We start from the raw sequence: 23,597 nt of genomic DNA, 5'->3' as shown, positions 1-23,597 counted from the left end.
ATTACGATAATTTACTTATAAACAAACTCATAATATGGACTTCGTTATTTTAGATACTGAGGGTAAGCCAAATCTAACTGAATTAGCTATTGTTGATAGTCAAGGTGTCGTGATTTATGAGGGTTTTTGTGATACTAAAATTCATGGTTTTCAAAATGTTTTAAATGTCAAAAGTCTTAAAACTTTATTAACAGAATTTCTGACTATTGTTCAAGATAAAAAAATCATCTGTCACTATGCAGAACATGATATTGATATTCTCAAACGTAGTTTTCGACAAGTTGGTTTACCTTGGCAAGATTTAAAACAAAAATTACAATTTGATTGTACTTGGATTTTAACTAAAGACTGTTTCCCAAATTTAGAAAGTTATTCTTTAGAATATTTGAGTAAATATTTTAATCTTCGAGCTAATAATCAATATTTCCTTCCTAATATGGCACATACCGCTAGTTATGATGCCACATTTACATATCATCTTTATAGAAAAATTATGATAGAACATCTCAAAAAACAACCTAATCCATTTAGTAGCAGTCGAGTTGATACACCTTTTCAACATCATCCAGATTATGCTGATACCTATCATCGAGAATTTCAGATTTTACAAACTGCTTTAAATAACATCAAATTAGATCCTAATCATCAAAGTAAAGGGGTAGTTGTCATTGGAGAACCCGGTAGTGGAAAAACTCATTTAATGATGAGACTTGCTAATGAAAGATTATCAAGTAATAGATTACTGTTTATTCGTCAACCTAATGATGCTCAATCCGTACTTTATCATATCTATAGTAGAATTTTAGAATCTCTAGTTGAAAAAGCAGGTAATTTACCTCAATTAGATTCTTTAATTATTAACACTTTTCGGAAAATAGTTAGCCTTAATAATAGAGACGTTAAACAAAAAAACATAGAGATATTAAAAGCATTATCTGATTTAGAAGATAATAGTATTAATGCTTTAGGTAAAGAAAATACTCAACGTAAACGGGAATATTGGCAATACATAGAAAAAACTATTAATGAATGGTGGATGAGTAATTATGCTGCGGGTAGTTTTGCTTTATCTATCATCAAAGGAATGGTTAAATATTGCAGCTATACAGATTATAAATATAGAAATATAACCACTCGTTGGTTAGCAGGAAATGTTTTAACTGATGAAGAAGCAGAAACTGTTGGTTTACCCAATTGGGGAGAGGAAATAAGTAAAGAAGCATTCTCTTTAGAAGCTATTTCAGTTTTGGGTAGATTATCTACTCTCGATGAACCTTTAATTATTATTTTTGATCAATTAGAAGGTTTAGGACTTGCTCATAATCAAGAAATATTATTAAATTTTGGGGAAGCTATTAAAGAAATTTTCACTCATGTTCCTAATAGTTTAATCATTTTGAATTTATTTCCTGATAGGTGGGAAAAATTTCAAACAATATTTGATCAATCTATTATTGGCAGAGTATCTCAATATCAAGTTTCTTTACGTCAACCAACAGAAGCAGAAGTTAAATCTATTCTCAAGGTAAAAATGCAAGCTGTAGATATTACCTTAGAACAACTATTTTCACCTGAAGATTTAGATGATATTCTAGCGAAAAAACCGATTCGTGCTGCTTTAAATCGTGCGGCTAAATACTATGATTATAGAGTTAATAACATTCCCTTACCAGACGAAAGAAAACCAATTCGTGAATTAGATAATGATGAAAAAATAGAACAACAACTAAAATTTTTACAGCAACAGCAACAGATATCAATAGAAGTTTTAAGTCAATTGATTCAAGCTATAAAAGCACCTAATTCTGTTGATTTAAGCAACTTACAGGATAAATTAGCAAGTTATTTATCTGGTGAAACTCCAATTCCCGTAAATCCTGTAATTGAATATCTAATTGAACATAAAACTGAATTGGAACAAAAATATGATAATCCATCTATTATTAGTGATGGTGATGATGTTGGTAAATTGAGGAATATTGCTGAAGCTTTAACTCATATCCAGTCATTTAAATTAACACAGTATCGTTTAGGAAAAAGGGTATTACCAGAACATATTGTTATAGAAAAAGGAAATCAATATCATGTAATTGCTTTTTTAGAAATTAGTGGTAATCCCTTTACGAGTCGTATTACTAATTTTAATGAATTGGTAATTAATAATTCTCAAAGTAAATTTGATTTAATTAGAGATGAACGTCAACCAGATGTTACTGGTAAAGTCGGTAAAGAAAGAATACAGCAACTAGAAAATAGTGCTAATGGTAATTTTGTTCTATTCAATAAAAAAGATAGAATTCTCTTTGATTTGATTTATGATTTAATTATCAGTATTTATAACAAAGATTTAGATATAGATTTAGAATCAGCTTTAAATTTTGTTACCACTCATCAAGAATGGTATCATTGGATGTTTACAAAGTTTGGTTTTACTCCACCTAAAAAATAAAATCTCAATTGGTGAAGTTCTGGAGGTATTTTCTCCTTCTTGTAAACTCCTTGTACAATATTATTGGTAGCTTCTGTTAACCAGATCATTGGATTAGCAACTATTATATTTATATAATCCTTATAGCTTAATGATTTTGACAATAGACAGCTATCAGTGGTAGGAAAATATCAGCGTTATTTTCAGCACAATCCAGATGAAAAGCATCAAATTTTTTAATATTGACTAGATTGTTCTGCAAAACCTGTAAATTGCCGCTTCTTTAAAACACTTAAAACCGTCGCTCATACTCAATCACAGTCCGACTATCATCCGTTAAATTAGTCGAAGCACGAATCCGAAACTCATCATTAATTCTGTAATTAATACCCCATTGAAAGGGATCACTAGCAGTTAAAATCTTAATCGTAGAAAGAGAAAATATGTTAGAAATATCTATTCCTGCTTCTAATGCTAATTCTAAAGTAGAATTGCTTTTACCAGCTTCCGGGTTATCAGACAGAATAGTTGGAAATATCCGTAATTCACTTAAACCAAAAGCATCACCAATTTGGTTAAATGCACCTTGGAAATTATTAAATACCGCTGAACCTGCAATATTAATTAAACCCAATGTACTGTCACCTCTTCCTTGAGTATCTATAAAACCTCCACCCAATAGAGTGACAATTTCTGTTTGTGAACGGGAAGGACTAGTTCTTAATTCTAAATTCTTATCTAGTTGACGTGCAGAACCTTTCACTATTGCTTCCACTCGCACTGTTTCTAGTGCAGATAAACCTGTAGAAAGTTGTCTGTTTAAATCAGTAGTTTGAGTACCATCTAACACCTTAGCAATAAGTTTAACATCTAATTCAGGATCACGGGGTTGAGAACGTCTAAAAATTGCCGTATGTTTATAGCTACGCGCTAGTTTAAATTGAGTGGTAAATAAATTCACTCCACCTTTATCTAGTCTAATTGTTCCTGCTGGTATGGGATCATTTAAAGACCCAGTCACATCTAACTCACCGGATGCGAGGAAATTAAACACAGGTGGACTAGCTATTTGTACGTTCTTTCCTAGCTTAATTATTAAATTATTTAATCTTACAGTACCACTATCAACATCAGGGATTTTGTTTTGTTTATTCGCTGCTAAGATTGATGATTGAGGATTATTCTGAGACAATGCTGACGCGCTAGATTCTGTTAGTAAGACTTGACCATTTGATAACTCAATTTTGCCACCAATTCCCGGTTTAAGTACAGAACCAGTAATTGCTAAATTACCACTAGCACCACCTTGATATAATCCTTTTAAATTCAAGATTAGTTTTTCCAAGCTAACAGCTAATTGCTTTTCTTCTGGTATTGGTTGATTATTAAAGATGGGAATTTCTCCAGCAGCTTCGATCTTACCATCACTAAACTGTGCTTGTAGACTTTCTAATATGACTTTATCCAAATCAAATGTTGCTTTACCAGAAACGTTTGTAAGTTTCCCAGGTAATGCTTGTGCTACAAATGTGGCATTGTTCAGGGTAGCGACACCTTCAACCAGTGGTTTTTTGATTGTTCCCCTAACTTTAATATCTATATTTCCCTCACCGTTTTCAAAGGCTATTTGATCAGTTAGTAAATTTAATATTCTGAGATTTTCATTTTCAATTTTAGCATCTAATTGAATTTGATTATTACTTGGTTCTACAGATGCAAAAGGTAATTTGTAAGGTATATCACCTTTAATTGCTAGAGGTTCAATTCCTGCGGCTTTAAATTCGCTACCGAACTGTAATCTTCCATCGGAGTAACTAAAACCTGCTAGAGCTAACTGAATGGGTTTTTGATTGAGTGTTCCTTCTGTAATTTCTAGGTTTCCTCTCGATTTTGGATTAGCCATACTACCAGCTAAACCAGCATTAATATTAAGATTTCCACTAATTCCCAGAGGAATTTTCACGAATCTATCTAATAGTTGAATGGGGAAATTTTCAACTATTAATTTTCCTGATTGTTGTTCACCACCAATATTACCAGTTAAAGCTATGAGTCTATTTTTAGCTTCGATACGTAAAGGTTGTAAACGTAAAATACCTTTTTCAAAACCACCTTCAGCAATTAATTTATCAGCACGATAAAAACGACTTGGTTCTTCTTCTCTACCCCAAGTAAAATCTTGTCCACGTAATTTAAAGTTGATTGCTAATCCATTTTTAGTAGCCGTATTTAAGGCAATTTCCCCATTTAAAATTCCTTTCAAATCTCTTAAATCTGGTATGGGTTGAAATTCTACTCGTTTTTCTTCTTCCGCTAATAGTAGTGCATCTATCTCTGCTAACCGCTGGATTTGATTCAGTAAAGTTTGTTCTGGTAAACCTCGCGGGTTGGTTGTTAAATCTGCTGCTGTTCCGTAGGTTGGTGGTGTTAAACCTCTTTGTAAATCTTGAATTTCAAAGATTTGAGCAACTGTTAATAAATCTTGGATGTTGGCTTTGTCGAGATTAACTTTAGCTTGAATTTGGGGCCCTTGAGAAGTTTGTTTAACAGCGGCATTTAAAATATAACTACTTTCATCTTTGGTAAATTTGCCATCTGTGATGGTGGCTGTATTATTGTTGTAGCTAAACTGAGTGGCAAAGTTATCACCTTTAATTCTACCTAATTGGGGTTTAGCGATCGCAATATTACCTTTAGCATCTAATGTCTTTTGATTAAATTGCAAGTCTCCACTTAAAAACCCAGCTAATACACCTTTACCCAAAACTGGATTACTAGGCAAGTTAAAGTTTAAAACCTGTAATGGAAATTGATTAACTTTAACGTTCCAATTATCTCCCTGTGCTTCACCTGTAGCTAATGCTTGTTGCCACTGTACCAAAAAGGCAGTAGGTTGATTATTAGCATTTAGTGTGGCAGCTAATCTATCTTTTTTCCCGGCAATATCTATATTTGAACCCTTTCCTGAAACTATATTAACTTCACCAGTTAATAATGGTTCAAAGGCGAATTTCTGAACTTGTAAATCTTTTAAAGCCAACGCACCTACCACATTTGGAGATGTCGGTTTTCCGGTTATTTGTCCTTTAAAATCTGCTGTTCCCGCTACATTTACAGCATTGGGTAAATTAAATGGTAATTGTTTTAGGTCATAATTTTGCGCTTGCACATTCAGGTTTAATTGAGTGATTTCGGGAATACCTGGTTGTTGTGCATTAGCGACAATATAACCACTGGCGTTAATATTTGGTGTTCTGGCTTGGGGAATAGTTAATTGTTGACCATTCCAAGCTAATGCTGCATTTAAAGGAGTATTAATTCCGGGAATACCTCGACTAAATTGCACTTGACCGGTAGCACGCAAATCAGCTAATTTTGTCGAACCTAAAATTCCCGCTACTTGTAATTGACTGGTAAACTTACCTTGTAATTGTTGGTTTAAACGATTTAATTGCACACCGGAACTATTAACTACTGCTTGGTATTTACCATCAGCAACTTGAATATTAGAGGCTGTAACTATTCCACCAGCTAAATTCAATCTAGCATTACCAGTTGCTTGGATATTTTCTGGTTGAAAAGAGTCTACAGCACCAGCAACATTAAAATCACCTGCTAATATTCCTGTTAATTGTGGGGGAATATCTGCTAATTTCTGTACAGGTACATTGTTAACTGCAACTTGAGCTTTATAACTACCATTACCTACTTGAATATTTTTAGCAGTGATTTTTCCATTCCCAACTGTTAAGCTACCTTCACCCACAGCACCTAATGTTTTGAGGTCGAAATTTTCGGTGTTACCAGCAATGGTAAATTTCCCTGCAATGGGATTATTTAAAATTGGTAAAGATTGTTTTAATATTCTTCCTAACCGGACATTATTAGCAATTAAATCAGCGACAAAGTTTTTATCTTCTAATTGCAAACGTGCAATATTAACTCTACCACCACCAATATTAATACCTGCCCCTTCAGAACGAATATTAGTGACTTGGAATTTTTCAGAAGTTCCTGAGACAACTAATTTACCGTTAAATGCAGCATTACCTAAAGAGATATTTTCTAATTGTTCTGGTTTTAAAAAAGGTTCTATTTTAACTCCCGATGCTTCAGCTACAGCTTGCCAATTTTGCCGATTATAACTACCATAACCACGGATGATATTACCAGCGACATTAATAGCTACATTCCTAAAATCAACTGTCTGGTCTGGGTTGATAATTGTTTCCCCACTCGCTGGGTATGTGGCTTCTGGGGCTTGCCATCTGACTACAGTTTGTACATTCTCAGCCGCACCACTAAGTTTAGCTGTAGCGGTGACAGTACCAACTTTTAATGTAGAATTAATCGTATCATTATAGAGTTTAGCGATCGCATCTCCTGGGACATTTTGGGCAATTAAATTAACATCCATTTGTGGTACTTTCCCCAATTGGATTTTTCCTGTACCTTTAACTTCCCCACCTAATGTAGTTTTACCTTGAATATCTTTAAGGGTAATCAAAGAATCACGGCTAGTCAGAGTAAATCTACTGCTAACTTGCTCAAAATCAACTTTATCAATTTTGGCAGGTTTAATATTAGTAACTTGACCTGAAAGCATCGGTTCGTCAATATTTCCTGATATCTTTAAATCTGCTTTTACTACTCCACTCACAGGTAAAGGTGATTTAACTTTGAGAGTTTCTAGAGCATTAGTTACACTCACTGCATTAACATTAGCAGTTAAATCAAAGCCTTTTTCTCGATCAATTATGCCTTTAGCTGTGAGAGGAATTTTACCATAATTACTAACTATATTTTCTAACTCTAAAGATAACCCGGCAAACTTAACGCTTCCCTGAGTATTAAGCAATTTTTGAGGTACTTCAGGTATTTGTAAATTTACCCCTTTTAAAACCGCATTACCATCTAATAAAGTTGGTTGGTCTGGAATTAATTTAACTTGTAAATCACTATTAATTTGTCCAGTTTGTAAATACGCAGGTAAGGGAATTAAACGACTGACATCGGCGGCTGATAAATCTTGGGCTTTTACTTGTAAATCCCCATCCAAAGTAGCCTGAGCTTGCAAATTTCCTTCGATGAAAACACTACCACCACTGTCTCCTTTACCAGTTACATCAAACTTAACTGCTTGGTTATTGTCTACCAGTTGGGCTTTACCATATAAGTTTGAATATACTACGGGAACTGGAGATTGGTCACTGGGTAAATTGATATTTGTTTTCTCATTTCCTACTAATACCAATTTGGCATTACGAAAACGGAGTGTATCTAAATCAGTTTTAATAATCCCTGGTTTCCCCGGTGGCTCTAAAATAGTAGTAATCCAGCGTTCTTGACTATCCTGTTCAATATAAACCTCTGGATTAATCAAAGTAACATCTAATTTTATTTGCCGATTAGTAACTAATTGCCAAGGATTAAAACTAACATCTATTGATTCTATAGTTGCCCGGTCTGTATCCGTAGGTGTTGCGGGAATAGATGAAGCAGCAAATTTTACACCTGTGAGGGAAAATCCTGTTACTTCCCCCAATTTTAAGGGACGGTTGAGAGCTTTGGTCAGATTTTCTTGTGCTAGGGGTGCTAACTCTGTTTTAATGAAATTTCTTAACCACCAAATACTACCAACAAGTAATAGCAGCAACAGCGAAACCAAAGCCATGCTACCACGACTCAAGAGCATCAACCGTAAGCGCTGGGAGCTTGTGGTTGGGGTTTGAGAATCTTGTTTAGAAGAGTTAGACATGGGTTTTCAGTGTTTAACTGCCAGATAGATATATTAGCCAACCTGCTATAGAAAATAACATATATCTTCCATAATCCTACTCTGGAGATAGGGTAAAAAATTAAAAATTAAATGGCGATCGCTAATCTTTCGCTAATCTTGAGGATATCTAACCTAGAGTAGAAAATACAGGAGTTAGAAAATCAAGAATTCAGCACTTTAACTTCACTCAGGGTCTTGGGAAATACCACCACACCACATTTATGATTTTCTGAGTATTTTCAGTCTACCCCCACATCTGCCATCATACACAATTCAATCTGTATTCTGACTCCTGACTCCTGTATTCTGTTTGATAATATGAAACTACACCAAAGGGATGGATAATGCGTGTTTTTGTACTAATTTTCAATGCTGGCACTGATAATGAAGGTATTCACTCAATTCGGGTAGGTAATGTCAACAAAATCATGATGTTCGAGTCAGAAGATGATGCCACGCGGTTTGCTTTAATGCTAGAAGCTCAAGATTTCCCTACGCCGACAGTTGAAGACATGGATGATCAAGAAATCAAGGATTTTTGCGAAGGGGCTGGGTTTGAGTGGGAAATTGTCTCAAAAGATAGTAACGCTGTAGTTACTCCTCCAGAATTAAACGTAGACGAAACAGATTGGCAACTGGATAAAACCCAAGATCAGAATAATCCCGACAGTTCTGAGTCAGAAGAAACAGAAATGTCTAATCCTGAACTAGATAGCATCCGTCGGCGACTAGAAGGGTTATTGTAGTTAGTTATTAGTTATTAGTTATTAGTCATTAGTGTTGAATAACTAATATAGCAATAGACAAGGCGGTCAACACTGTCACCTGTCACCTGTTCCCTGTCACCTGCTATAACTGACGACTGATAACTGACTACTAAAAATTGACACACAAAATATGACAAATTTAGAATCCCGTGGGCATCTTCTCACAGAACAGGTAAATCCTAATAGTCTCAATTTAGACCAACTTAATGCTTTAGAATTAGTAGAATTATTTAATACTGAAGACCAAAAAGCTGTAGCTGCGGTAGCTGGGGCTAAGGTTGAGTTAGCAGAGGCTATTGACCGCACAGCAGAACGTTTACACCAAGGTGGACGTTTATTTTATATCGGTGCAGGAACAAGTGGACGTTTAGGAGTGTTAGATGCGGCTGAATGTCCTCCCACTTTCTGCACTCCCCCAGAGTTGGTACAGGGGATTATTGCTGGTGGTGCAGGGGCGCTGCTACGTAGTTCTGAAGGTTTGGAAGATTTACCAGCAGATGGGGAAAGTGCGATCGCCCAACATAAAATCAATCAACTAGATGTAGTGGTTGGGATCACCGCTGGGGGAACTACTCCCTATGTTCATGGTGCATTAAAAGCCGCTCGTCAACGGGGAGCTTTAACTGTTTTTATCGCCTGTGTTCCAGCTGAACAAGTTAAGGTTGACGCAGATATAGATATTCGGTTGTTAACAGGCCCGGAAATATTAGCCGGTTCTACTCGTTTAAAAGCCGGGACTGTCACTAAACTGGCCTTAAATATCCTTTCTACCAGTGTGATGGTGAAATTGGGTAAGGTTTACGGCAATAGAATGGTGGATGTTGCAGTCACAAATCAAAAATTACGCGATCGCGCTTTAAGAATTTTACAAGATTTAACTGGTTTAAGTCGGGAAGCCACAGGTTTTTTATTAGAACGCAGTGGTAAATGGGTGAAACTCGCTTTATTAATGCACTGGACTGATTTAGATAAAACTGCTGGAGAAAAACTTTTAGCTGCCCATCAGGGTAATTTGCGTGCGGCTGTTGATAGTTATAAACAGGAGAAATAGAGATAAATATTAGATCCCCCAAACAGTAAAACCAGGGGGATTAATACCTGATTGCACCAATATTTATTTTGCTTTATTTTGCTTTATTATGTATATAATTCATCTACCTAAAATCTAAAATTTAATATGACAGCCTTAATGAAAGCCATCAGCAAAAATGATATTTCTCAAGTCCAAAAACTAATTCAAGCAGGTGCAAATGTGAATGAATTAGATAGTAACCAAGATGCACCTTTAGTCATTGCTGCTTACAAAGGATATCACCAAATTGTCAAATTACTCCTGGAAGCCGGTGCTGATGTAACCGCTGTTGATCCCGGTATGAAAGCCACCGCTTTACACGCTGCTGCCTATGCAGGAAGAACAGAAGCCGCTAAATTATTGATAGAATATAACATTGATATCAATAAACAAGGCCCCTACAACGGTTATACAGCTTTACATGATGCAATTTGGCAAAATAACATTGATATTGTCAAATTACTTTTACAAGCAAATGCTGATTTAAGTATCCTTTCCCAAGATGGTAAAACCCCTTTAGATTTTGCCAAATCCAAAAATTACCAAGAAATTGTCACATTAATTGCAAATAAATTAGGAAAATAATTAGTAGGGGTTTAGCAATGCTAAACCCTAAATATTTAAAAACCACCTTGAGATAATGTTTCAATTTTTTGAGTGAAATACTCTTCTTGATATTTAATTTGTTGAGCTATTTCTAATCCCTTTTGAAAAGCTGTCAATGCTTTTTTATCTTCTTTCTTTTTTAAATATAATTCTCCAATTTGATCATAAGTCTCCATCAAACCATAGAAATTAGTAGCTAGGGTTTGTGTTTCTAATAAAATTTGACCAGCTTGTAAAGCTTCATCAATTTGATTTTGCTCACGATAAAGCTTAATTAATTTTTGCAAAGATTCACTAGCAATTAAATAGTTTTTTGCATTCCAAGCAGTCACGTAAGCTTCTTGATATTTGTTAAATGCTTCCTGTGAAAATTCAGGATTTTTTTGGGCTATGTATTGATAATTTTCGGCGATCGCAATTTTTAATCTTGGTATAGCAGTCAGATTATTATCTCTCGTATAAATAGCAGCCAACCTACTCAATACCTTAATTGCTTCTTCGTGCTGTTTTCCTCGTTCATAAATATAAACAAGTTGTTGCAAATACTCAACTTCCTGAATTTTATCACCGCGACTAACTGCAATATTTAACAAATCTTGGTAAGTTTTGGCAGCTTGGGTATAATCAAACCAGCTTAAATTTAACTCCCCAATCTTATTTAAAACATCTATTTCAGCGTTAACATTTCCTTGGTTTTTTAACAAACTTAAAACCTGTTCATAAGTTGTAACAGCTAATTTAGGAACACGAATATTTTCATAAGCTTCCGCAAGCGATCGCCACAACTTTAAATCTGTATTTTTCTCACTCCCTATCTGTTTTTCAATTACCTGCAATCGCTGAGTAATATACATTATCTGCTGACCTTCATTTTCCTGCCAAGTAATTGCACCCACCCGTGACAAAGCTTGTATTTCAGATAACAAACCTAAAAAACGCCTCAGTCTTAGTTCTCTATTCCAAATATCCAGCGCAGTTTGCTTATCTCCCCCTTGAAATATCCTCATCCCTTCCTGGTGCAAATTATCTAGATCAGTCTCTAATTTGGCTAATTCTCCAGTAGTTAACGGTTGTTGTTTCACCGAACTTCTCACCAAAGGATCATCTATCGTCATCTCTAAAGGACTAGGTGGAAACCTATCCATTTCTTCTGGGTTTTTACTTTCTGCCAATGTCACAAAACTGAGCAAAGACCAAATCATGATAGTATGAACGAGAAGACTTATGGATCTGACCATATATAAATTACCTATCTTTGAACATGAACAAATTATTGGACGTACACCAACTAAAAATTATCCGTCTATTGACCGCTGATATCTGAAAGTTGCTGTATCTTCATCAATTCTTTATTTAATTAATTTTTTAATTTGTCATTTATGTCACTATACACAGTAGTATAGTAAAAACTGTTAATTAAAATTTCCTAGTAAACATTTACACAAACATATAATAAACAGTTATAAGCTGTTTCCTTATATCCTTAATTACCTCCTCCATTCATACCATAAAAATTTTCACTATTTTCCCAGTCAATAGTTGTTAAATCTATTTTGTCAGCATGAGTAAAATAATTTCTGCCATCCAAGTTAAAAACTTCAGCCTTTACTATGAAAATCATAAAATTATTGAAGATGTATCCATAGATATTCCTCAAAATCAGATCACAGCCATTATTGGGCCTAGTGGTTGTGGAAAGTCTACATTTTTAAAATCGCTCAATCGCATAACAGAATTAGAAGGAAAAGTAAAAACAGAAGGAACAATAGAATTTTTTGGTCAAAATATTTATGGTCGTCGAGTTAATTTAAATCGCTTACGTAGGCAAATTAGTACAGTTTATGCCAAACCAAATCTATTTCCCCTGAGCATTTATGATAACGTTGCCTATGGAGTAAAACTAATTGGATGGAATCCCAAAACAGAATTAGATAAAATTATCCAGTTAGCACTAAAGTCTGCCAATATTTGGGAAGAAGTCAAAAATAAACTGCACAAATCTGCCCTAGAATTATCCTATGGACAACAAATAAGATTGTGTATCGCTCGTGCTTTAGCAGTCAAACCACAAATTTTATTGATAGATGAATTATGTGCAGGACTTGATCCTCTAGCAACTTCAAAAATCGAAGAACTAATAGAATGTTTGCGTTCGGAACTCACAATTATATTTGTCTCTCACAACATTCAACAAGTATCTCAACTCTCAGATTTTACTGCTGTATTTAACTATAATGAACATCAAATTGGGCAACTATCAGAATTTTCAGCCACCAAAAAACTAATATCTCATAGTTTTGAGCATGGTCATCGTGATTATGCTTATACTCGTTTTCGTTAATTCAGTAAATCTAACTTACATCATTTCCAAATCAATACAAATCACAACCTTTGTTTCTTTAGGATTGATGATGAATTTTGTATAACTCGTTTATTTATTTTTATATTTAGTATCAAATCCTTGTTCCCAGTAATTAGCAGTAATTATACTTTATGATGAGCTAATCATCTTGATCTGAAAAATTCTCAGATATTAAGGAAAATCAATCTCATCAAGGGAATTAGGCTTTGAGTATATTAGTTTTTTCCATATTAGTATGGCTAGGCTCATTTAGTGCCGGATTACTAGGATCATTAACTGGCTTGGGAGGGGGAGTAGTCATAGTACCTTTATTAACTTCTGTATTTGGGGTTGATATTCGTTATGCTGTGGGTGCTTCCTTAGTATCTGTAATTGCTACCTCTCTAGGTTCAGCATCTATCTATATTAAAAAAGGGTTCACAAATTTGCGTTTGGGAATGTTTTTGGAAGTAGCGACAACAATAGGCGCTATTATTGGCGCGATGGTGGCCACTTTTGTTTCAGTTAAAATACTAGGATTTGTTCTCGCATTTGTACTAATTTACTCTGCTTATTTATCCCAGCGTCCTCAAGCCGAAATATCAGAAACTGAAACACAAGAACCTTTATCAACATATTTTCAACTCTATGGAACTTATCCAACCGCTGATCGTTTAATCTCTTACCAAGCACATTCTTTACCTGCTGGGTTTATAATTATGTTAATAGCTGGTGTCATTTCTGGTTTATTAGGAATTGGTTCAGGTGCATTTAAAGTTTTGGCAATGGATCAAATTATGGGTTTACCTTTTAAAGTTTCCACCACTACTAGCAATTTTATGATTGCAGTGACAGCGGCGGCATCTGCTGGAGTATATTTAACTAGAGGTTATATTGATCCAGGAGTATCAATGCCAGTGGTTTTAGGGGTATTACCTGGTGCTTTTGTTGGGGCCAGAATTTTAATCGGTGCTAAAACAAACATTTTAAGAAATATCTTTAGTGTGGTATTGCTGATCATGGCATTCAAGATGATCTACAACAGTTTATAGAGGTAATTATGTATAAAAATAATTCAAGAGAACCTCAGCCAAATCATTTAGAAATTCTCAAAAATAACTCTGAAATAGATAGTAATCATAAATTTGTAAAAACACAAACTGAGCAACAGTTAGCATTTATATTAAGTAATTTTCTCCAATATGGGGTTTTAATCGCCAATGTGGTAGTGTTGTGGGGGGGGATATTATATTTAATTGAGCATGGTAGTGAAACTGCTCAATATCAGATTTTTCAAGGTACATCAGCTGAGTTGCGATCGCCTATAAGTATAATCAATACAGTTTTGTCAGGTAGTAGTACAGGAATTATTCAATTAGGATTATTAATATTAGTTGCTATCCCAGTTCTCAGGGTAATTATCTCTTTTCTAACTTTTCTATGGACACGGGAATTTGTCTATGTAATTATTACTGCCTTAGTTTTGTGCAGTTTAGGGTATGGCTTAATTGGGGCATATTAAGTAATTAAGTCTAGGAATTTCTATTTTTAAACAAAATGTATATTTAAGTACCTGGGCAAAATTAATTGCACATTTGGGAAAACAATAGAAATCTCTGTATCTCTTGTCTGTCACCTGTCACCTTTCTTAAATATGAAATTTATTTTGCACGACTACTTATCTTGTCTGATAGCGTAACGCAAACCATTCTTTTACTGCTACTACCCACCATAGATACATACAGCAGATTGTATATTAATTAAGTAACAAACTTCAATCACGAATCCTGTTACTATGGAGTGCTTATTAGTCTGCTGTATGGTAATCTACAAAAATTACATCAAAAAAGAACGCGCTAGGAAAAAGCTGGTGATAGTTTTAGCGTCTATAGGTTGTCCTTCATGAATAGCTTTATCTAATTCTTCAGGACTCAACAAGACTGTTTCAATATCTTCATCTTCTTCTTGTGGGGGTGGTGTTTCTAGTTTTTCCAAATCTCTAGCCAAAAAAGCATAGATAATTTCATCGGAATAACCAGGTGCTAGGAAAAATTCTCCTAACTTATCCCACTTGTGGGCGCGGTATCCTGTTTCTTCTTCAATTTCCCTTTTTACCGTCTCTAGAGGTTCTTCACTTGGTTCGACAGTACCTGCGGGAAATTCTAATAACCTGCCTTGAACTGCAAAGCGATACTGACGTACAAGTATTAACTTGCCATCTGCTGTCACAGGAAGAGCTAGAGCGCCACCTGGATGACGAATACACTCCCATTCCCCTTCTGATTTGTTGGGTAAACGCAAACGATTAACTTCAAAGTCAAACTTGCGCCCTTTATGAAACAAACGTTGCTTGAGTAGTTGTGGTAATTCTCTACCTAGTGGCATAGTAAAAATTTATTGTCTGCAAAAATACACAGAATGTATACGATTCCTGAGTTGTCACATCAGGGTTTTTCCCTGGAAAGGATGCTAAATATACTAGATTAATTATCCTTCCATTAAGTGTACATCAGAAGTGTCTAACTCTTGCAATAAATTCTGAATTAATCTTCCATGTACTGGCTCTCTCCAGTTGGGGGCAATTTCAGCCAATGGGACTAAAACAAAAGCTCGCTCATACATCCGGGGATGGGGTATTTGAAGATTTGGCTCATCTAAGATCAAGTCATTGTATAACAACAAATCTAAATCTAGAGTTCTCGGCCCCCAATACTCTGTTCTGACCCGTCCAAATTGTTGTTCAATTGCTAATAAAGTTGTTAACAACTGTTGGGGTGTCATTGTCACTTGTAATATGGCACAGCCATTTAAATAATCTGGTTGTGGTGGTCCAATGGCTTTGGTTTTATACCAACTAGATTTGGTTGCTATAACTATCCCTGGGGTTTGGGCTAAAACCGTCAATGCAGTTTCCAAAGTAGATTGGGTGTCACCCATATTACTACCAAGAGCGATCGCAGTTCTGACTACTTCCTGAGTCATTTATAGTTCCAAAAAACATAGACAAATATCTCATGGCTTTCGTTTGTCGGGAATAACCCCGACGGGGCGGACTACAACGCCCTCTATCCCTAGACTAAATGCTGTCGGGACTACTTTTCGTAAAATATTCAAACTACCATTGACATCAGCATGAATCAATAAACCATTACCTGCTCTATAAAGTTTAGTTTTGATTCTGCGACCACTAAATTTAACTTCTTTCGAGTCAACTTTGCCATAAGTAGGAATCACATCTTGGTCTAAAAAAGAAGCTACAGAAGTGTAAGACTCCTCAGAAACCAATACATTTATCCCCACTAATTTCGCTTTATAACTCAACTGCTGTACAAATCGAGTATGGGGAATACAAACAAAGTTTTGATTATTTCTGCTGCCCAAATTCCCATTCTGTTTCCACAAGGAATTTTGACCTATTACTAAAGTCCCAATCCCACACTTTACTAAATGGTTAATAATTAAGCGACTGGCTTTATGCAGATAATCATCAACTTGAAAATTCCGTTTTTTCGTTAAACTTTGTAGTCGTTTAGATGTCTTTTGATGATTTGGTAGTAAAGATTGTAAATTGGCTTTTCTTTGATTATAATAACGATTAATTGATTTGATAATCCGCCCGGAAACCAGAACTGGTATAAATCCCGGCTGGTTTGATGTTAAGGTTGCTAGATTATCTATTCCTAAATCAATCGCTGCTATAGCATTACTGTCTAAACCATAATCTGTTTCCTCTTTTTCATAGACAACTTCCACTACATAATGGTCAATCTTGGGAACAATTCTTACTTGATTGAGATGCACATAGTCTACTTTTGTAGGAATGCGAATCTGTGTTTGTGACAGATGAATCAACCCAGATTTCATTTTGGGTTTACTCACTGCTTGGGCTGTGTAAACTAATAAATGTCTACCTTTTTCTTTGTGTTTATATTTGGGTAATTTGGGTCTGCCTAAAAATTTAGATTTATCTGAGGCATAAGCTTTAATTGCTGCAAAAAAACTTAACCAGTTGCGATGTAGTCCTAATAATACTTGTTGGGCAACTTTCGCTGGTAAGGACTGGTATGGTTCTGTCGCTTTTAATTGTTTTGCTAAACAATTGTAATCGAGGTATTTTTGAGCAAAGATGAAACTTTGGCGAATGTGAAAGTTAGCATAATTGTAGAGGTTTTTGGCAGCAAAACACAATTTATCAATCTCCTGATAATGGGGATGATTTCTTTGAATGATATGCCGCTCGACTACTTGCATACACTAACTGGTTTCTATGAATATTCGCCCATGTATACTAACATATCTTAGATCTGATACAGCACAAAATTCTTGCTCAGTTCTCTTTGCACAAGAAAAGCTGTATAAGTGATTTTAGCTGACTTGTCTGTGATTAATGACTAGAGATGACTATATTTGTCTATAAATTCGGCGAAGTTTACCAATACTTTGTGTTCTTTTTTTTCGTCTTGCTGAAATTAATTTTGCTGCTACTATGGCACACTTTTCTGCTGTTCTAGTGTTTGTGAATGGTGTTTACAAAATTTTGGCAGCAATAGTTTGAGAAATTACAATACATGACACCGAATTTGGGGAATAATTTATGAGATATTATAAACTAACGTAATTAACAAACTAATTCTAGTCTCTAGAGTTAATCATTCAATCTAAGTAGCTCTGAGAAGGAGAAACTGCTCTTGCCTATTGAGAATCATCAAAAAACCGAAGAGTCAACAGATGACAACTTCCCATCAAAAAACCTGGTGAAGGCAAGACAGTTACTCAAGCAGGTGAAAACTGTGTCATCTGAAATTTTGGTTAAAGTCCGTATAAATAGCAAAATCAATGGCAAACCCTTTTATCGTCACAGCTGGTTTTTGACTGGTTTAGGGTTCGGCTTGGGTTTAAGCAGCGGTATTGTAGGTATTAACTATGGTATGGAGAAGATAGATAGTTCTTTGCCAGATAAGTCAGAACTAAAGGCCATTTTACGGGAGCAAACCCTGACCATTAAAGCCGCTGATGGTACTGTTCTCCAACAGCAAGGGGAAGTGACAAGGGAACATATCAAGCTAGAAGAAATACCAGATAATCTCAAGAAAGCGTTTATTGCTTCAGAAGACCGCAGATTTGAACAACATAATGGTATAGATGCTCAAGGTATTATCAGAGCATTTGTGAATAATTTGCGATCGCAAAATGTAGTCGAAGGTGGTAGTACCATCACCCAACAAGTAGCCAGAATTCTTTTCCTTAGCCAAGAAAAAACCGTTTGGCGTAAATTAAAAGAGCTTCGTTTAGCGCAAAAAATGGAAGAAGAACTCAGTAAACAGGAGATTTTAGAGCGCTACATGAATCTAGTTTACTTGGGTTCTGGTGCTTATGGTGTGGGGGATGCGGCCTGGATATATTTTAGTAAATCGGTGGATGAACTGACATTATCAGAAATGGCCACCATCGCCGGACTCGCTCCTGCTCCCAACCAGTATGCCCCCGATAAACATCTGGATATCGCTACAGAAAGACGAAATACCGTATTAAATATCATGCAGGAAGAAGGCATGATTACATCCCAACAAAAGCAAGAGGCAATTAATGAAACCTTGGTAGTTAATACCAACTTACCCAGACGCTTACAAGTTAAATTCCCCTACTTTACTACCTACGTTCAGCAAGAATTACCAAAATATGTCCCTGCCGATGTTTTGGCCGCAGGTGGTTTAGTGGTAGAAACAACCCTGAACCCGACTTGGCAAGAGGCAGCAGAAACAGCCGTTGATAAAACCCTGAAAAATAAAGGTCGTTGGCAAAACTTCAAACAGGCCGCTTTGGTGGCGATAGATCCCCAAAATGGCGAAATTCAGGCGATGGTCGGGGGTAAGGATTTTACAAAAAACCAGTTTAATCGCGTTACTCAAGCACAACGACAACCAGGATCAACATTTAAAGGTTTTGTCTATGCTGCGGCGATCGCTACAGGTAAAAATCCCTATGATCGTTATCTAGATGCACCTTTGATCGTAGATGGTTACGAACCCCAAAACTACAGTGAATCATTTTATGGTTGGATGAACATGAGGGATGCCCTCACCCGTTCTATTAATACAGTTGCAGTCAAGGTGTTGATAGATGTGGGATATCAACCAACCATTAAACTAGCTCAGGACATGGGCATTAAATCTCAACTCAAGCCTACCTACTCTTTGGCTTTGGGTTCAAACGAAGTCAATCTCCTGGAATTAACCAGTGCCTATGGTTCTTTTGCTACCCAGGGTTTACATACAGAAGTACATGGTATTCGTCGCATTTTTAACCGTCAAGGTAATGTGATCTGGTCTGCTGAATTTAAACCTCAACGGGTTTTAGATGCTGATAGCGCAGCTATTACAACTTGGATGCTCCGCAATGTAGTTAATAATGGTACTGCTGGTGCTGCTCAGTTGAATGATAGACAGGTGGCCGGAAAAACCGGTACATCTGATCAATCCCGTGATTTGTGGTTTATTGGTTATATTCCCCAAGTTGTTACTGGGGTTTGGTTGGGTAATGATGATAACCGCCCTACATGGGGTAGTAGTACCAGTGCAGCTTATGCTTGGCGTGAGTTTATGAAAGCAGCTGTGAAGGAAATGCCTGTAGAAAAGTTTCCTAAACTACCTAATTTAAACAAGCACAAAGGCACAATTAAAGCTGAACCTATTAAACCTAAGCGAATTGTTAATCGCTCAATTTCTACTAATGATCAAACATCCGATGAATCATACAGTAGACGTAGAAGTAGACGCAGACCTAGTAGCTATCAAGAAGAACCGCAATCAAATTACACCCGGAGACGGAGACGAAGTTACCGACGACCAGAAGAAACTCCTTCCAGAAGACGACGTTCTAGCGGTTCTTCCTCTCAATCATCTCCTGTGAAGAAAAAGCCATCTACATCTTCCACACCCAAACCTTCTTGGAGAGAAAGACTCAAACCAAGTTCATCTTCTGGTAATGAGTCACAAAATTAGAAAATATTTCCTCCCCATGGAGGATGGATGTGGTAAGTTCGTTTTATACTTTGTTAAGAAGTATTACTTTTCATAGGACAATATACTTATGCACTTATTACTTGAAACAGCCGCAGCCAGTGGTAATCAGTTTCCTTTAGCATTTACTCTGGTATATGTAGTTGGTTTTATTGCTGCTGTCACCATCGGTTCAATTGCTTGGTACAACTCAAAACGTCCCGCAGGTTGGGAAAGCAAAGATCGTCCTGATTTTGTACCCAAAGTTGATAAAGAATCATAGGAAGAAGGTGACAGGTGACAGGTGACAGGTGACAGGTGATTGGGAATAAATTGTATTTATCCCAATGCCCAATGCCCTAATTCTGCACATCTACCCAACGACGGTAAAGCTTTTGAATTTGTTTGAGTAGTGGGGTGTAAATCGGTTGAGTTGAATCATGGGATTTACTCAACTCCTCTAATTTGGTAAGAAGTTTAGCTTCTTCAACAGCTACTTCCCCATCACTGTAAATTAATCCGCTGATAGCTTCAATCAGGGTTTCACATTCTTCTGAACTAGGGCGATCGCCTAAATACTCTTTTACCCATTCATAACATTGACTTGGTTTAACTGGTACTAATTCATACAACCAAGGTTTAATTTCTGGATCATTAGCTAAACCTTTGGCTTGAGCTATTTCTCGCAGATATTGTCTTTCTTCTGGTTGGATTCTACCGTCAATCCACGCAGCCCCAATCAGGATTTTAACTAAATTTTTAACATGAGAATTACTAACCATCACTGCCTCCTCCAATAGATTCAGGCGTTGATTAAATGGTACAATGACTAACAGTATTCACTCGGAATCATTGGTTTTTCTTAAACGCACCATGAAAAAACCATCCATATCTCGTTGGTGAGGCCATACCTTCAACCACCCCTGGGATGAAATATCTACAAAATCAAAGTTGGGATGTTGAATTTGCCAATCAGGATTTGCTGTTAAAAATTCAGAAATTACCTCTTCATTTTCCTGTGGGTGCAAGGTACAAGTTGCATAAACTAACACCCCTCCGGACTTGACAAATTTAGCAGTATGTGATAATAATTCTTTTTGGATTTGGGAAAGTTCCTGCACAGATGCCGGAGTTTGTCGCCAACGTGCATCAGCGTGACGGTGCATAGTTCCTAAACCAGAACAAGGAGCATCTAATAATAAACGGTCAGCGGTATTGTAGAATTGGGTCAGACTGCGACTATCCCCAGTGCAGACTTCGATAGATTGTAAATTCAGACGTTGGGTATTTTCCTTGAGTTTGCGTAACCGAGAAGCAGTTTTATCACAAGCGTAAATTTTGCCTTTATCACCCATTAATTCGGCAATATGAGTAGTTTTTCCTCCTGGTGCTGCACAGACATCAATCACCACATCATTAGGTTGGGGGTCAAGCAAATGACCAACTAACTGGGCACTACTATCTTGTACACACCACCAACCATAATTAAAACCGGGTAAATTTTGAATTGCACCGGTACTACCAATTAATCTTAAACCTTGGGGTAAATGGGGAATTTTGCTAACTAAAATCCCAGCATTTTTAAAAGCTGATTCTACTTGTTCTAAATTACTTTTAAGGATATTAACTCGTAAATCAATAGTCGGGGTTTGGTTCATCCATGCACAGAGTTTTTCTGTTTCTTCAAAACCCAATTGTTTAAGCCAAACTTCAATAATCCAATTAGGGAAACTGTGTAAAATACCTAATCTTTCTACAGGGTTTTCTGGTAAATTTAAAGGTTCAGCATTATTTTCTGAAAGTCGTAAATATTGACGTAAAAAACCATTTACAAAACCCGTTAAACCAGAGAATTTATTTTCCTTAGCTAATTCAACAGTAGTATTAACAGCAGCAGAAACAGGAATTTTTTCTTGATAACGGAGTTGATATAAACCCAGATGTAAAATAGTGCGGAGGTCTTTAGGTTGTTGGTTTGCTGGTTTAGTCGCAAGTTGGTCAATAATAGCGTCTAAAGTGCGTTGTCTTCTCACACTTCCATAGACTAATTCTGTCATTAAGCGACGGTCATTATCGGGTAATTGATATTTTTGTAATCCACGGTTGAGAGCGACATCAGTGTAAGCTCCTTTGTGTACTTCTTTGAGGGCAATATAGGCAAGTTGACGGGAGTTGGTCATGGGAGTTAGAGAGATATATTTTAACAGTCTCATAGCGAAAGTCAGTTAAAACTGACTATTTTCAATTTATTAATTACATATTTTTACATCAATTATGATTGAACATTGAGCTAATTATAGAACAGCCTGGGAATAAATTCCTATTAGACTGGGAATTCATTCCCAGGCGGATAATGACGCAAATCGAAAAATCAAGGTTAAAAAATATTAACCAGACTATTGTTACCAAAAATCAGCTATAATCCTTACTAAAATCTCAACAACATCCATGACTTGGCAAGACTTCCTTAACCAACAAGCAGATATTCAAGGTTTATCTGTTGAAGAAAAAACAACTTTATTAACCGCACTACCTCAACCAGATGCACAAATCAGTCAGATAAAACAAAGTGACGAATTAAAAATCACAGAAGCTACTGTTAAAAGTCGTCTAAAAAAGATTTATAAAAAGTTTGAAAATGTCTGTCCTGAACTGAGCGAAATAAACGGTGCAGGTAAATTTGAAATATTACGCACTTATTTAAAACAGAAATATCATCAATCAGATGAAAAATATCAATTACCTATTTCATATACCTATTCACCAGAATTTCAATCACTAATCACCGAAAAAATCAAATCCTTCTGCGGTCGCGGATTTGTATTTGCAGCATTTCAAAACTTCATCAACACCAATAAAAAAGGCTATTTCACAGTTATCGGTGATGCGGGAATGGGCAAAAGTACCATCGCTGCAAAATACGTTTTTGAAAATCAAACAATTTGTTATTTCAACAACTTACAAGAAAATCGTAATAGTCCTGAATTATTTCTGGAAAGTCTTCGTCAACAACTCATTAACCGCTATCAAATCACAAATGTTGAAAATGCGGATTTATCAACATTACTGGTAAAAACTACTGAAAAACTAACCACCAATGAAAAATTAATCATTGTCGTTGATGCACTGGATGAAGTAAAGCAAGAACCAGGAGGAGAAAATATTTTATATTTACCGACAACTCTGCCAGATAATGTTTATTTATTCCTGACAAGAAGACCTTATGATAAAGAACGACTCCAGACTGAAGTGAAAAAAGAATCTTTAGATTTAACTGATGATAAATATAACCAAGAAAATCAGCATGATATTCAAGAGTATATTCGCTTCTGTTTAAAAAATGATCCAGAACACAAAGACGGATTACAAACTTGGATAAAAAACAAAAATATCACTCCCGACGCTTTTGTAAATGAATTAGCAACCAAGAGCGAAAATAATTTTATGTACCTGCGCTATGTTTTACCAGCAATAGCAGAGGGTAAATATAATGATTTGAATTTAACCCAATTACCCCAAGGTTTACAGAATTATTATCAAACTCATTGGGAACGGATGAAAATGGATGATGAAGCTCAAAAAATGAAAGTCATAGTAGTTCGGTAG

At 35.9% G+C, this 23,597-nt stretch carries 17 protein-coding genes; 10 read left to right on the top strand and 7 right to left on the bottom strand.

Annotated features, from left to right (window positions below; all coding sequences use genetic code 11):
- The first annotated feature begins 34 nt into the window (after nucleotides 1-34).
- Nucleotides 35-2,449 (top strand): exonuclease domain-containing protein, encoded by a 2,415-nt coding sequence (locus WJM97_RS20790; protein ID WP_353930659.1) that lies wholly within the window; start codon nucleotides 35-37, stop codon nucleotides 2,447-2,449.
- Nucleotides 2,450-2,720: 271 nt separating this feature from the next.
- Here WJM97_RS20790 and WJM97_RS20785 read toward each other — a convergent pair whose 3' ends face one another.
- A complete protein-coding gene (locus WJM97_RS20785; RefSeq protein WP_353930658.1) occupies nucleotides 2,721-8,186 on the bottom strand; it encodes a translocation/assembly module TamB domain-containing protein in 5,466 nt (1,821 codons plus the stop codon).
- A 365-nt stretch (nucleotides 8,187-8,551) separates the two neighbouring features.
- Between WJM97_RS20785 and WJM97_RS20780 the strand changes: the two genes are divergently transcribed.
- From WJM97_RS20780 to WJM97_RS20770, 3 genes are all read left to right on the top strand, one after another.
- Nucleotides 8,552-8,953, top strand: a complete 402-nt coding sequence (locus tag WJM97_RS20780; RefSeq protein WP_353930657.1) for a DUF3110 domain-containing protein — start codon at nucleotides 8,552-8,554, stop codon at nucleotides 8,951-8,953.
- 151 nt (nucleotides 8,954-9,104) lie between these two features.
- Nucleotides 9,105-10,025, top strand: coding sequence for an N-acetylmuramic acid 6-phosphate etherase (gene murQ / locus WJM97_RS20775; RefSeq protein WP_353930656.1), 921 nt, complete (start codon nucleotides 9,105-9,107; stop codon nucleotides 10,023-10,025).
- Between the two features lie 126 nt (nucleotides 10,026-10,151).
- Nucleotides 10,152-10,631 carry an ankyrin repeat domain-containing protein gene (locus WJM97_RS20770; protein WP_353930655.1) on the top strand — a complete coding sequence of 160 codons (480 nt, stop codon included), beginning with the start codon at nucleotides 10,152-10,154 and terminating at the stop codon, nucleotides 10,629-10,631.
- Nucleotides 10,632-10,666: 35 nt separating this feature from the next.
- Here the strand turns inward: WJM97_RS20770 and WJM97_RS20765 are convergent, their stop codons facing one another.
- Nucleotides 10,667-11,890 (bottom strand): hypothetical protein, encoded by a 1,224-nt coding sequence (locus WJM97_RS20765; RefSeq protein WP_353930654.1) that lies wholly within the window; start codon nucleotides 11,888-11,890, stop codon nucleotides 10,667-10,669.
- Between the two features lie 323 nt (nucleotides 11,891-12,213).
- Here WJM97_RS20765 and WJM97_RS20760 point away from each other — a divergent pair, with 323 nt between their 5' ends.
- The 3 genes from WJM97_RS20760 to WJM97_RS20750 all read left to right on the top strand — a co-directional run bounded on the left by WJM97_RS20760 (nucleotide 12,214) and on the right by WJM97_RS20750 (nucleotide 14,515).
- Nucleotides 12,214-12,993 carry an ATP-binding cassette domain-containing protein gene (locus WJM97_RS20760; RefSeq protein ID WP_353930653.1) on the top strand — a complete coding sequence of 260 codons (780 nt, stop codon included), beginning with the start codon at nucleotides 12,214-12,216 and terminating at the stop codon, nucleotides 12,991-12,993.
- 227 nt (nucleotides 12,994-13,220) lie between these two features.
- The gene (locus WJM97_RS20755; protein ID WP_353930652.1) at nucleotides 13,221-14,045 is read left to right on the top strand and encodes a sulfite exporter TauE/SafE family protein; all 825 of its coding nucleotides are present in this window, start codon (nucleotides 13,221-13,223) and stop codon (nucleotides 14,043-14,045) included.
- Between the two features lie 8 nt (nucleotides 14,046-14,053).
- On the top strand, nucleotides 14,054-14,515 hold the full coding sequence (locus WJM97_RS20750; RefSeq protein WP_353930651.1) for a DUF1634 domain-containing protein: 462 nt from the start codon (nucleotides 14,054-14,056) through the stop codon (nucleotides 14,513-14,515).
- A 314-nt stretch (nucleotides 14,516-14,829) separates the two neighbouring features.
- Here the strand turns inward: WJM97_RS20750 and WJM97_RS20745 are convergent, their stop codons facing one another.
- The 3 genes from WJM97_RS20745 to WJM97_RS20735 all read right to left on the bottom strand — a co-directional run bounded on the left by WJM97_RS20745 (nucleotide 14,830) and on the right by WJM97_RS20735 (nucleotide 17,244).
- Nucleotides 14,830-15,378 carry an NUDIX hydrolase gene (locus tag WJM97_RS20745; RefSeq protein WP_353930650.1) on the bottom strand — a complete coding sequence of 183 codons (549 nt, stop codon included), beginning with the start codon at nucleotides 15,376-15,378 and terminating at the stop codon, nucleotides 14,830-14,832.
- Between the two features lie 102 nt (nucleotides 15,379-15,480).
- On the bottom strand, nucleotides 15,481-15,975 hold the full coding sequence (folK, locus tag WJM97_RS20740; RefSeq protein ID WP_353930649.1) for a 2-amino-4-hydroxy-6-hydroxymethyldihydropteridine diphosphokinase: 495 nt from the start codon (nucleotides 15,973-15,975) through the stop codon (nucleotides 15,481-15,483).
- Nucleotides 15,976-16,005: 30 nt separating this feature from the next.
- Complete coding sequence (locus tag WJM97_RS20735; protein ID WP_353930648.1) at nucleotides 16,006-17,244, bottom strand: transposase; 1,239 nt, start codon at nucleotides 17,242-17,244, stop codon at nucleotides 16,006-16,008.
- 437 nt (nucleotides 17,245-17,681) lie between these two features.
- On the opposite strand from WJM97_RS20735, the gene WJM97_RS20730 reads away from it, so the two are divergent.
- Nucleotides 17,682-19,994, top strand: a complete 2,313-nt coding sequence (locus WJM97_RS20730) for a penicillin-binding protein 1A (RefSeq protein WP_353930647.1) — start codon at nucleotides 17,682-17,684, stop codon at nucleotides 19,992-19,994.
- 88 nt (nucleotides 19,995-20,082) lie between these two features.
- Entirely contained in the window at nucleotides 20,083-20,274 is a 192-nt protein-coding gene (locus WJM97_RS20725; protein WP_353930646.1) for a hypothetical protein, read from the top strand.
- Between the two features lie 76 nt (nucleotides 20,275-20,350).
- On the opposite strand, the gene WJM97_RS20720 is transcribed toward WJM97_RS20725, so the two are convergent.
- Together WJM97_RS20720 and WJM97_RS20715 are read right to left on the bottom strand one after the other, a co-directional pair.
- Nucleotides 20,351-20,773, bottom strand: coding sequence for a TerB family tellurite resistance protein (locus tag WJM97_RS20720; RefSeq protein ID WP_353930645.1), 423 nt, complete (start codon nucleotides 20,771-20,773; stop codon nucleotides 20,351-20,353).
- A 57-nt stretch (nucleotides 20,774-20,830) separates the two neighbouring features.
- Nucleotides 20,831-22,171, bottom strand: coding sequence for a 16S rRNA (cytosine(967)-C(5))-methyltransferase (locus WJM97_RS20715; RefSeq protein WP_353930644.1), 1,341 nt, complete (start codon nucleotides 22,169-22,171; stop codon nucleotides 20,831-20,833).
- Between the two features lie 268 nt (nucleotides 22,172-22,439).
- Between WJM97_RS20715 and WJM97_RS20710 the strand changes: the two genes are divergently transcribed.
- The gene (locus WJM97_RS20710; RefSeq protein ID WP_353930643.1) at nucleotides 22,440-23,597 is read left to right on the top strand and encodes a transcriptional regulator; all 1,158 of its coding nucleotides are present in this window, start codon (nucleotides 22,440-22,442) and stop codon (nucleotides 23,595-23,597) included.

It is taken from the genome of Okeanomitos corallinicola TIOX110 (assembly GCF_038050375.1).
Lineage (GTDB): Bacteria > Cyanobacteriota > Cyanobacteriia > Cyanobacteriales > Nostocaceae > Okeanomitos > Okeanomitos corallinicola.
This window is presented reverse-complemented; position numbering and strand designations above follow the sequence as displayed.